This is a genomic window from Bacillus sp. EB106-04-02-XG92 (genome assembly GCF_058791995.1).
The window spans coordinates 210,677-222,756 of the sequence record NZ_JBYTEA010000004.1 but is presented as its reverse complement, the minus strand read 5'-3'; the positions used below and the strand labels follow the sequence as shown (position 1 = coordinate 222,756).

The window sequence follows — 12,080 nt, the reverse complement described above, 5'->3', positions numbered from 1 at the left end:
AGCATAAAATATTAATTAAACAGAAGTACAAAAACCATGCTTCGACATCATTAGAAGCATGGTTTTTATTAGAAATCACATACAAAACGACTTAACTATTTAATAAATTCATTAACTGGAAGAAATGTTACGGTTCATATGTCTTATTTAATTCATGCCATGAATGGAGTGTATACGGCTAAATACATCTAATTTTATCAGTACTTCCATTGCAAATTCCAAAGGGGCTACTCCAGATGCAGTAATAAGATTTTCACCAGACGCTACATAGAAATAAGCTTTTCTTGTTTGCATTCAATAACACTCCATTCACAACTTAATCTCATCCTATCTTTTTTAAAAGATAATCTATCTACTATTTTTAATTGCTTGTCGAGCAATTTCTTTATCATCAAAATGAATAGTCGAATCTTTTAATATTTGATACGTTTCATGCCCTTTTCCCGCAATCAAAACAATATCTTTAGAAGATGCCATGTTTATTGCATGATTTATAGCTAGTTCACGATCAACTTCTACTTTATAATTCAAATTATTATTTTGTGAAAATCCTTTTTCAATATCTTTCATTATTGCCTGTGGATCTTCCGAACGTGGATTGTCAGAAGTAATAAAAACAAAATCGCTATAACTTCCAGCAATTTCACCCATTATAGGTCGTTTTTTCGCATCTCTATCTCCACCACAACCGAAAACAGTAATGATTTTCCCATTTGAAAACTCGCTAATTGTTGAAAGGACATTTTCTAACGCGTCAGGTGTGTGTGCATAGTCCACTATTACAAGGAAATCTTGGTTTTCATCTATGATTTCCATTCTACCTTCAATGCTCTTTAAGTTAGATAAGCTGTCACTAATGTTTGTAAGTGGAATACCTTCAACCATTGCAGCTGTTATTGCTGCTAATGCATTATAAACATTAAATCGGCCTATTAGATTTAGATTGATTTCTATTTCTCCATTAAAGGAAGAAACTAAAAACTGAATTCCTTTTGAACTTAAAGTTATGTTCTTCGCTTGAACATCTGCACCATTATTTATCCCATATGTAATCACTTCAGCAGAAGTAATTTTTTTAAAGTATTCTACCGATGGATCGTCTGCATTCAAAATAGCAATTTTTTTATTTGGAGCAGAAAAATCATTTCCTAATCTTGAAAAAAGAAGACCTTTTACGTGTTTATATTCCTCAAATGTTCCGTGATAATCCAAATGATCTTGCGTTAAATTTGTAAAAACAGCAGTTTTAAAGTTACATCCTTTAACTCTCTCCATATGCAAACCTTGTGACGTAACTTCCATAACACAATAATCTGCATTTTGATTTTTCATCATTTGCAAATTCCTCTGAAGTATCGGTGGTTCTTGCGTATTAATATCAGTAGGATACCATTTCGAACCAACTTTCACTCCGTTATTCCCCATAAGCCCTGTATGAAATCCATAATCAGTCAAAATCTTTTCAAGTAAATAGGAAGTCGTTGTTTTACCATTCGTTCCTGTAATTCCAATTAGCTTCATTTTATTGGATGGATAACCATAGAAATGTGATGCAATAACTGCCATAGCATACCTAGCATCTTTAACAATTATTTTAGGTATTTCAATGTTTACATCTCTTTCTACAATTAACGCCACAGCTCCATTTTTTACTGCATCTCCAACAAATTGATGTCGATCTTCAAGAAAACCATCTATACCTGATACACATATAAAAAGATTTCCGCTAGTGATCTTTCTGGAATCCATTTCTAATCCCGTAATTTCTACATTCATATCCCCAATGGTTTCTTTAATTAATAAAAAATTCGCCAGCTCTTTTAATTTCAAATCCACCGCCCCCTTACACATTTCCCTATTTATCTTACCACTTTATATAAAATAATGGTTTAAAATTCCATATTAGTCGAACAAAATTAATCACATTTAATAAACAAAAAAATAAAAGAGCACTTGTTTCCGCAAGTGCCCTTTTTGGGGATTTTGAGATACCCTATTAAAGAAAGTTAAGGTTACTTAAAGTTAATAGGTAATTCTATTATATGCTTGTCCTTTTTATTTGTGCATAATCAATATATAAACATCTTTAATAATTGTTAATAACTTTTATTTATAGTTCTTTCTTGCATTTTATCATTAAGAAATTGATTGAAGGTTTATTTGCCATGTTTTTATTTGGTTCATCAATTTCCGAAACTTGTACTAGTCCATATTTATTAAAATCTTGTTTTATAGATTCAGAATCATAGAAGAACATGTTTACGTCTTCCATTATCTCAAAATAATCTTTATCCAACTGTTTTCCTTTTCCGTACATGGGAGCTTTTTTAGAAACAGTTGTAAAAACCAGATATCCGCCTGGTTTTAACTGATTATAACAATCTTTAATAAATTTCTCTCTTTCCTGTTCATTCAACAAATGAAAAAGTGCATGACTAAATATCCCATCATACAGTTTATTATCAAAAGGCATTTCGTTTACCGAACCGTGATACATACTAACATCTTCTAGTCCGTTTTCTCTTGCTAAATCGATCGCTGTTTTCGAAATTTCAATACCTGTTACATTTATACCATTTTCGAGAAACACTTTTGCGTTCCTGCCATATCCAATACCTGGAACTAATATATCTTTAACATTGTTTTCCACAAAAAAATCTTTTGTCAAAATTGCCGATTCTGTAGGTTCAAATCCCCACATTGTTTGTTTTTCAATAAAGCTTGATTCCCAAAATTCCATTATATTTTTATCTCCTTATTCTTAATCTCATGTTTAATACCAGATGAAAGCCATATTCATTTTAACGGTGCTTTTTTCACCACAGTCACTATGGGTCCATTGAATATAGCATATAAATACGACTATATCTATTTTAAAGATTGGCTGAATATCAATTCTAAATATTAACTTTTACATTTAGAAAAAATAAAAAGCACCCGAATGGATGCATAGGTTAAACTTATTCATTATTACTTTCTTCACTTTTATCATCAACTGATTTCGAGTCTAACATGCTGCCTGTATTAGGTGGTAAAGCTAACTCTATACCAGCTACTGGTTGATTATCTTCATTAAACCATTGTTTCTTAAATTTACTCAATTCTTCATTTTTCTTATTTTCATCCATATTACCCCGCCTTTTATGTACGTGATATTAAATACTTTACTTAATATGTACATTGAGAAAGATAATATACTATTTGTATGAAAGAGTAACAACCTGTTGTACCTATTAAAAATTAACACGTACATGCTACTCCTCGTTTTATTATCATATTAATGACAAAATATATGTGAGCTACGTGACAAGTACGTTGTCATTTTATTCATATGAGACAAATACTTTTAAAGGATGAATTATTCCTTTACTTAATTGCTCAAAAGATTTTTTAAGTGCAGTATAATGAATTTCATGTTGAAAAATCTCTTCTATCCATGGCGTCTTTTCTATTTGACTAAAAAACCAGTCTGCATGTTTTTGATAATCATATCCATCACTTGAACCAATGATTTGCAATTCTTTTCGATAAAAATCGGTGATTAATGTTAAGTCTTCTATATTACCATCAGAAAGAATACATATCGTCCCATTACTATTAATAGCCTTTTGCAATGTGTGAAACCCTCTATTTGTAGCAGAACATTCGAAACCGTAATTATACGTATCTATAATTTTCGCTTCCGAATCAAAGAGGTTTTTTGCACCAAACTTCTTTGCAAATTTTCTTCTATTTTTATTAGGCTCCACAACATCCACTCGCTCTTCACCTACATAGTATTTTAAAAAATAACAAGTGAGTAAACCAATCACTCCCATTCCAGTTATTAGTACCTTTGTATCCTTTTGCAGATTTAGTTTCAATACACCTTTAGCAGCATCACACGAAAGAATAGATAATAAAGCAACTTTAGATTTTATATAACTAGGCACTCGAATTACTTTATCTCCCTTAACTATTCCTACCTTCTCATGTCCATAAAAAGAGACTACTTTATCACCTACGTTTAAATTTGTTACTTTATTACCAACTTGAATAACTTCCCCATAACTTTCATATCCAGTTTTTCTTGGATAAATAGGATTTGTATCTGTAACATCCGATTCTTTATACTGCGGTAACTCTGCTCCAATACTTATTGCACCTGCAATTGTTTTAACGATAATTTCCTCATCCTGTATGGACTTAATTTTACATGTTTCCCAATTAAGACGTTTTGGTCCTTCTAAAACTAATTTATTTTGTTCCATCTATGACCCTCACATTTTATAAAAATATATTCTCACTAGATTTTAAACAATGTATAATAGATTCATCTAAAATTTAAGCTATAAAGTTGCCTAGCAACCAACAGTGATAATATGATAATTGAATTTGATGGATATAGAATAAATGAGTATGTTATTGGCTTTAACTGTTCTCTAAACGAATTAAGAACAATGTATTTAAATGTGAAAAATGAAGAGATATCTAACGAAGATCTTCTAAGCTTATTTTGTGTACATTACCATTATGAAAAAATCCCAAAATTACTACGAGAAGACGTCACGAGCGATGTTGTCATTGATTTAGATACGGACTATATTTATGTTCCTAATAGATAACCGTAAACTAGACGAATTGAATAGAAATTACGATTCAGCTAAGTGTTTAATAAAATAAGTAAATGCCCAAATTAATGTCGCAAATTGAGTGACAAAATACATTGTCCATTCAAAACCAGTCAATTTCCTCTCTCGTTTCACTTTCTTTAAGTATCTGTAAAATATACATGTACTTAAAAACATTAGTAATAGCGATAATTGCTGTAAATCATCGACTATACGTACCCCCATAAACTTTATCATCCTCCTAATTTAAAATATAAAATGAAAATATAATTAAAAGAGGCCATCCCACCTGATTATTAGTTGAACCAATCCGGCTTTTACGAGCTGTTAATGAAGAGTACTCTACAAAATAATGGTATCAACAAACGGTAATAAATGGTATTTTTTCATTGAACTCACAAAATAATAAGAGATATACACTCAAATATCATGTAGTTTTCAAGAGCTAGATTAAATAATGACTGCAATCTAATCTTTGAGCCACTTAATTGTTAACTTACTTTTTAATTTTTATAGATTGTTGCATAGTATCACTATTCCCAGTCATTATATTTTTTTCTCCACGAAAAAAATGCTACTAAAAAAGTAGGAGTTATGCAAACTGATAGTTAGTATTCAGTTATACAGAAAAATCTTCTCCGTAATATATATCCTTACTTTAACAATTTGGATATACTTTTTTTAAACTAATCAAGATTATAAAACAATACCATTTTCATCTGCCGTTTTCCTCTTCAATCTAACACTTACATTTATAGCACCTTGATCAACCAGGGATAATTTCTTTCATTTTGGAAATTTTATAAGTAAACTTTTTGAGAATTTCTTGAGGTGCGATCAATGTTTTTAAACCAGAATAAAAACGAAAGAAAGTTACTTGTTTTTGCAACAATTATACTCATTCTTTATTTGTCTCCTTTATTTATTCTTGGAGAAAATGCGCATATTCGCATTCATGATAATCTTGATTCCAATTTGTCATGGTACAAGGTTTTGACATCGAGTGGAGAGATAAGAGGTTCGATTAATGGTACAATTCCACAGGTGATAAATAATCAATTATCAAGAAACACATTTAGTACGGAATTTAGTTGCATTGTTTGGTTGTATGCTTTTTTTCCAAATATGGTTGCTTATGTATTAAGTCAGACGATTACAAGAGTGGTTGCTTTTATAGGTATGTATGTACTTTTAAAACATCATTTTTTACCGAGAGAGGAATGGATGGTCATTTCAATGGGAGTTTCATTAGCTTTTGCTCTTACCCCTTTTTGGCCATCAGGAATGCTTAGTACTCTGGGAATGCCTCTTGCACTTTGGGCATTTTTAAATATTCGAAAAGGGGAAAAATTCTGGAAGAACTATTTCGTACTTACTCTAATTCCTCTATATTCAAGTTTTGTTTTAGGCTTTTTCTTTTTTTTAAGTAGTATAGGGGTGCTCTGGTTAGTGGACTTAGTAGTAAAAAAAGAATGGAACTTTCGTTTTCTTTTTTCAATTATTTATTTGACGCTCATATACATGGTTGTAGAATATCGCTTAGTATCTTCCTTTTTTTTATCAACTGCACCTAACAGTAGAGATGAATATTTTCATGCGAGATTATCGTTATGGCGTTCCCTCCGACTTACAGTGAAAAACTTTCTTTTAGGACATACCCATGTCATGACAGTCCATACATTTATTATTTTACCTGCCATACTTATTGCGTTGTATTTCATCATTACTACAAAACGATGGAAGCGAGAAAAAGTCTTTATTTTTTTGTTCTGTTTTAACATAGTTTTGTCCATTTGGTATGCTTTTTGGTTTTATAAAGGTTGGCTTCCATTAACAAAACGGCTTCACATTTTAGATACATTTAATTTTGCACGTTATCATTTTTTGCGCCCGTTAGTTATTTATGTTTTATTCGCTCTTGGATTAAAAATATTATGGTTACAAGGGAAAGTATGGAGATACGCTGCAACAAGTTTTATGATTGCTCAAATTATTTTGTTATGCTTTTATAATGAAGAAATTATTTATCAAAATAAACCTTCAGTAAAGGAATTTTTTGCAGAAAAACAATTTCAGGAGATAAAAGAGTATATCGGTTTACCTTTGGAACAGTACCGTATCGCTAATATTGGTTTACATCCAGCTATCGCTCAGTACAATGGTTTCTATACACTTGACACATACAACAATTTTTATCCTCTATCTTACAAATATGAATTCCGAAAAATAATTGAGAAGGAATTAGCGAAAAATAAAACGATTCGTACGTATTTTGACGAATGGGGTGGCCGCTGTTATATTTTCACCGATGAACTTGGAAAACACTATATGTTTAAGAAAGGTTCGAAAAAACACTTGAAAAATGTAGAGCTAAATATAGAACATTTTAAAAAAATGGGTGGTCGGTACATTTTTTCTGCTGTCCCTATTGAAAATGCAGTGAAAAACAATTTATACCTTGAGAAAACATTTGTATCAAAGACATCCGCTTGGGAAATTTATTTATATAAGGCAATATAAGTATGTAATTAGATTGGCTCTCTCAATATAAATTCATAAAAACCCAAACTAATATTTAGCTGCAATATTAGTTTGGGTTTTACTATTTTGTATCAAATTACACACCACATTCCAAGCTACACTTAAACTCTTTTTAACATTTTTAATCACTATATCCTCTGTGCCACTGTCCTTGAAAAATTTGATTTTGCCCCTGACCTTTATGGGAAACACTTGTTGAGATTACTGTTGGTTTTATCCCTGTTCACAAGAATCTCCCACTTCCAAAATACGAACTGCAATTTCGATACCATCTTGCTTTGTAACAACCTCTGTAGTTTCTTCAATCGTCTCGGTTCTCCCCATACAAGACAATAATTCTTCCTGTTACATATACAGAAGCTCCGGCCACAACTACTATTTTTCCTTATAATAATTTCATTTTATTTATCTTCATTTTTATAATTCAATTTTATAACTTCCGGTATATGCTTACTATCATATTTCCTCGTATAGATTTCTCCGTCTGGAGTAACAAATTGTAATACAATCTCACCACAAACACCATGTGGTATTTCAAATTCACCTTGTGTATTTGAAATACTGCGCACCTTACCCTCAATAGAATTTTCATGAATTTTCACATTAGATATAGGTTCGTTATTTTGATCTACGATAATACCTCTTGAATACTTACCAACCGCAATGCATTGATCATTTTTTTTATAATATTTAGTCACAACGAAAGCTCCAATTATTATAACGATACACACAAACAAGAGAATTATTTTGCGCCTCACAACAAACCTCCTAATTCAAATTATTCTTTTCTAAACTGAAAATTCAACTGTCCTGATTGTTTGATTTCCTCAATTACTTTACGAATACCTTCTTCAATTTTATCTTCTTTTACATTCGATACGTTTAATTTTAGTAACTTTTCTTTATGAAAATCATTTAAATAATTTCTATCAACTGAATCGATATTTATTTGATTTTCTCTTAATTTTTTTATGAATGTTTCTATAACGATGTTTTTCTGTATTTCTAAACAAGTGTGTATTCCCAATGTGTTTTGTCTATTATATGTAAATAATGATGGATTTTCATTTTGCAATTTTTCTAATGTTCCCGCTAACTTTATTGATCTATTATAGTAGGAAGATTTAATTTTATTCTTATGACGTTCAAACATACCGCTCTTTATATAAATTTCTAAAGCCGCCTGAGAAATCATCGGACTATCAATATCTAATATCTTTTTATATGTATGGAAATCATTTGCGATGGATGGCGGAATGACCGCAACTCCAACCCGTAAGCCTGGAAAAATAATCTTCGAGTAACTTTTTAAATATATTACATGATGACAATTATCTAAGCTATATAACGGATCTGCTTTTGAATCAGTTTCTAAATCCGCTAAATAATCATCCTCCACTATAAATACATTATATTTCTTAGCCATTAATACGATTTTTTCTTTCTCATCTTTAGAATAAGAAGTTCCAAGCGGATGATGATATCTCGGTATCGTATAAAAGAATTTTATTTTTCCTGTTCGAAAAATACGTTCCAATTCATTTAAGTCAATCCCTTCATTCGTACGTTTAATACCGATTACAGGAATTTTGTTTATTTCTAGATATTCAATATATAAATGATATGTTGGTTGTTCAATTAAAATCGTTTCATTTTCATTTGGAAATGGTATAGAAGTTAAGATTGCAAGAGCTTGTTGTACACCTGACGTTATAAAAATATTTTCTTCTTTAGTGAAGACTTGATAATTTGCTAGTTGTTTTTGAATGACCGGAATTAAAGACGGTAAACCTTTCGGCGTTCCATATACGAACAAGTCATTTTTATACGTATCAATGGCTTTATTAATACAATGTTGAAAATCTAAATATGGAAAAACATCTGGATCTGGTGCTGAAGAGGCAAAGTCAATTATCTCGTTACTTTCTATGGTACTCCCTGATTTTTTAACAACGTAGTATCCACTCTGAGGCACGGAATAAATAATATGACGCTTTTCTAATTCGTGAAGTGCACGTATAACTGTTGCCTTATTACACTTATATTGCATAACGAGTGACCGTATAGACGGTAATTTCTTTCCTTCTTTTATCTCTCCATATTGAATCATGTTTTCTAAATCATTTAAAACATGTAAATACTTATACATTATGACACCTCTTACGTTTATTTTGTACCGGTACAGTTTGTATTTATTCACATTGTAGCACTAGATCAGAAAGATTAATATGTACGTATACTGGCCAGTAAAAAATCAGTTACTATGAGGTGAAATTATGAAACTTACAACAAAGGCATATTTATCAGCTTTACTCTATTCATTTATTATTGGATTTTCCTTTTTATTCGTGAAACTAACACTAACCATTACAAGCCCTCTTGATACTCTGGCTCATCGTTTTACAGTTGCTTTCATAGCAGCAAATATTCCGATTATTTTTGGATTCGTAAAGTTAAATATATCATTAAAAAACATACTTTCTCTTTTACCAATTGCGTTTTTTTATCCAGCACTTTTTTTTGCTTTTCAAGCTTTTGGCTTAGTGTATACAAGTTCCTCTGAGGCGGGAATTATACAAGCGGCGATTCCTATATTTACGATGATGTTAGCTTCCTATTTTTTAAAAGAGTATACAAATACATGGCAAAAAATATCTGCACTCATTTCTGTCATCGGTGTCATTTATATATTTATCATGAATGGTATAGGGACTCATGAAACTAGTTTCATAGGTGTTATTCTTATTTTGCTATCGGCATTATCATCTGCTTTCTATAATGTGTTAGCTCGAAAAATGACGAAGAAATTCAAACTAATGGATTTAACTTACACTATGACAGTAATCGGCTTTATTAGCTTTAATTTAATCGCAATCGCCAGCCATATAAGTAAAGGTACAATAACGGTATACTTTAAACCTTTTACGAATGGAACATTTCTTATCTCAATTTTATATTTAGGGTTACTATCGTCCTTGCTGACGGCATTGCTATTAAACTATTCCTTATCTTATATTGAAGCAGCTAAAATAAGTGTTTTCAGCAACTTATCTACACTTATTACAATTATCGCGGGTGTTGTATTCTTACATGAACAAATCGCATACTATCACATCATCGGAACAATTTTGATTGTTCTTGGAGTAGTGGGCACAAACTTCTTAGGAAAAAAAGGGATTGTAGTAAAGAAGAAGAATACTTCCTTAAGTAAATAAAAAGTGAGGGATATGTCATGCAGCGCTTAAATACAATTGATATTAGTAACGTTCTAGAATTAGAAAAGACTCTTTCTACTTTATTAAATAAAGAAATTTCTTCAAAGCTAGAGCTTGAAAACTGGTTAAAAAAACAATCTACAGTCATTTGGGAAATTGAAGAACAATTAAGATCGCACTATATCGCCTTTCAATGTAATACAGATAATAAAAAAATAAAAGATACTTTTGAATATGACCAACAATTTGTAAGGCCTCTTTTGAAACGTTATCAAAATTTATTTGATAATAAATATTTAGAGTCCCCTTTTCGAATGGAACTTGATCCAAAAACGTATAGCTTACTAGATAAAAAAATTAAGAATGCGCAAACTTTATTTTGCGAAAAGAACATTGATTTAGAAATAAGCGAAGACAAACTAATAACCGAGTACTTCGAAATTACAGGTGGTTTAACTGCACAATGGGACGGTGAAGAAAAAACAATTACTGAACTACAGTCTTACTTACAAGATCCGGATCGTCATATACGAAAAAAAGCAAAAACGCTCATTTCTGAAACATTCTTATCTGTTGAAGATACATTACAACATATATTAAATGAATTAATCGCAATCCGTCATCAAAAGGCTAAAAATATCCAATTAGATAATTATTGTGATTATATGTTTAAAAAACATGAGCGATTTGATTATACGCCTGATGATTGCTATGAGCTTGCTGAATCTATTCGTAAATACGTTGTACCACTTATCGATAAAATATTTAATGAGAAAAAATCTGAACTTCAAGTAGATTTCCTTCGTCCATGGGATTTAAAAGCAACTGCACCAAATCAAAAAGTATTAAAACCTATCGAAGATGCGAGTGATTTAGTCGAAAAAAGTTTTCGCATTTTACACAAACTAGACCCGAAATTTTCTGCATTATTAAGCCGTATGCATAAAAATAATTGTTTAGATTTAGAAAGTCGTAAAGGAAAAGGACCTGGAGGATTTTGCGAATACTTACCTGCTTCGCAACTATCTTTTATTTTCATGAATCTCAATCACACACATTATGACGTTACTACATTCCTCCATGAAATGGGCCATAGTATTCATAATGAATGTATGAAGCAGTTAGAACTTCAAAAATTTGTAGAAATCCCTTCAGAATCAGCAGAACTCGCTAGCATGACAATGGAATTATTTTCGATGGAGTATTGGGATACATTTTATGAGAATACAGAAGAATTTATAAAAGCAAAATTAGATTTCTTTAAAGATATTGTTAAGTATTTACCAGCAATGCTTATCGTTGATCAATTTCAACATTGGATGTATGAAAATCCTAATCATACTGCTAAGGAAAGAAACGAAAAATATTTAGAATTACATAACACTTACCAATCAAACGTCGTAAATATTGAAGGATATGAAAATTGGATTGCAACTGGCTGGTTACCTGTACTCCATATTTTTGAAGTACCATTTTATTATATTGAATACGCGATTGCCCAACTTGGTGCATTACAAATGTATAAACAATATAAAGAAAATCCTAAACAAGCAATAGAAAACTATAAAAAAGCTTTATCATTAGGTAGCTCTAGATCCTTAACTGAAGTATATGAAGCAGCTGGCATTCGTTTTGATTTTTCTGGAGAAACGATTAAAGAACTAATGTTATTTGTAGAGGGTGAATTAGAGTCACTTGAACAAGTGTAAGAAGG

At 30.9% G+C, this 12,080-nt stretch carries 11 protein-coding genes and 2 pseudogenes; 4 read left to right on the top strand and 9 right to left on the bottom strand.

Annotation, left to right across the window (positions count from 1 at the left end; translation table 11 throughout):
* Positions 1–127: 127 nt before the first annotated feature.
* The 5 genes and pseudogenes from AC3WVA_RS12550 to AC3WVA_RS12530 all read right to left on the bottom strand — a co-directional run.
* Positions 128–267, bottom strand: a pseudogene (locus tag AC3WVA_RS12550) (hypothetical protein); the annotation flags it as partial.
* An 81-nt stretch (positions 268–348) separates the two neighbouring features.
* Entirely contained in the window at positions 349–1,830 is a 1,482-nt protein-coding gene (locus AC3WVA_RS12545; protein ID WP_098880924.1) for a UDP-N-acetylmuramoyl-L-alanyl-D-glutamate--2,6-diaminopimelate ligase, read from the bottom strand.
* Positions 1,831–2,110: 280 nt separating this feature from the next.
* The gene (locus tag AC3WVA_RS12540; protein WP_098880925.1) at positions 2,111–2,740 is read right to left on the bottom strand and encodes a class I SAM-dependent methyltransferase; all 630 of its coding nucleotides are present in this window, start codon (positions 2,738–2,740) and stop codon (positions 2,111–2,113) included.
* A gap of 220 nt (positions 2,741–2,960) precedes the next feature.
* On the bottom strand, positions 2,961–3,128 hold the full coding sequence (locus AC3WVA_RS12535) for a hypothetical protein (RefSeq protein ID WP_492321945.1): 168 nt from the start codon (positions 3,126–3,128) through the stop codon (positions 2,961–2,963).
* Between the two features lie 195 nt (positions 3,129–3,323).
* Positions 3,324–4,250: a zinc-binding dehydrogenase gene (locus AC3WVA_RS12530; RefSeq protein ID WP_492321944.1), complete on the bottom strand. Its 927-nt coding sequence runs from the start codon at positions 4,248–4,250 to the stop codon at positions 3,324–3,326.
* A 111-nt stretch (positions 4,251–4,361) separates the two neighbouring features.
* On the opposite strand from AC3WVA_RS12530, the gene AC3WVA_RS12525 reads away from it, so the two are divergent.
* Positions 4,362–4,604, top strand: coding sequence for a hypothetical protein (locus AC3WVA_RS12525; RefSeq protein WP_098880927.1), 243 nt, complete (start codon positions 4,362–4,364; stop codon positions 4,602–4,604).
* Between the two features lie 27 nt (positions 4,605–4,631).
* On the opposite strand, the gene AC3WVA_RS12520 is transcribed toward AC3WVA_RS12525, so the two are convergent.
* Positions 4,632–4,835 carry a hypothetical protein gene (locus AC3WVA_RS12520; protein ID WP_098346675.1) on the bottom strand — a complete coding sequence of 68 codons (204 nt, stop codon included), beginning with the start codon at positions 4,833–4,835 and terminating at the stop codon, positions 4,632–4,634.
* A gap of 615 nt (positions 4,836–5,450) precedes the next feature.
* On the opposite strand from AC3WVA_RS12520, the gene AC3WVA_RS12515 reads away from it, so the two are divergent.
* On the top strand, positions 5,451–7,130 hold the full coding sequence (locus AC3WVA_RS12515) for a DUF6044 family protein (protein ID WP_098346676.1): 1,680 nt from the start codon (positions 5,451–5,453) through the stop codon (positions 7,128–7,130).
* 267 nt (positions 7,131–7,397) lie between these two features.
* Here the strand turns inward: AC3WVA_RS12515 and AC3WVA_RS12510 are convergent.
* From AC3WVA_RS12510 to AC3WVA_RS12500, 3 genes and pseudogenes are all read right to left on the bottom strand, one after another.
* Positions 7,398–7,530 (bottom strand): annotated as a pseudogene (locus tag AC3WVA_RS12510) (short-chain dehydrogenase); the annotation flags it as partial.
* Between the two features lie 22 nt (positions 7,531–7,552).
* The gene (locus AC3WVA_RS12505; protein WP_098520614.1) at positions 7,553–7,909 is read right to left on the bottom strand and encodes a carboxypeptidase regulatory-like domain-containing protein; all 357 of its coding nucleotides are present in this window, start codon (positions 7,907–7,909) and stop codon (positions 7,553–7,555) included.
* A 20-nt stretch (positions 7,910–7,929) separates the two neighbouring features.
* Positions 7,930–9,300, bottom strand: a complete 1,371-nt coding sequence (locus AC3WVA_RS12500) for an aminotransferase-like domain-containing protein (protein WP_098880928.1) — start codon at positions 9,298–9,300, stop codon at positions 7,930–7,932.
* A 127-nt stretch (positions 9,301–9,427) separates the two neighbouring features.
* On the opposite strand from AC3WVA_RS12500, the gene AC3WVA_RS12495 reads away from it, so the two are divergent.
* Positions 9,428–10,366 carry a DMT family transporter gene (locus AC3WVA_RS12495; protein WP_098880929.1) on the top strand — a complete coding sequence of 313 codons (939 nt, stop codon included), beginning with the start codon at positions 9,428–9,430 and terminating at the stop codon, positions 10,364–10,366.
* 17 nt (positions 10,367–10,383) lie between these two features.
* Entirely contained in the window at positions 10,384–12,075 is a 1,692-nt protein-coding gene (locus tag AC3WVA_RS12490) for a M3 family oligoendopeptidase (protein ID WP_098880930.1), read from the top strand.
* The last annotated feature ends 5 nt before the right edge of the window (positions 12,076–12,080 follow it).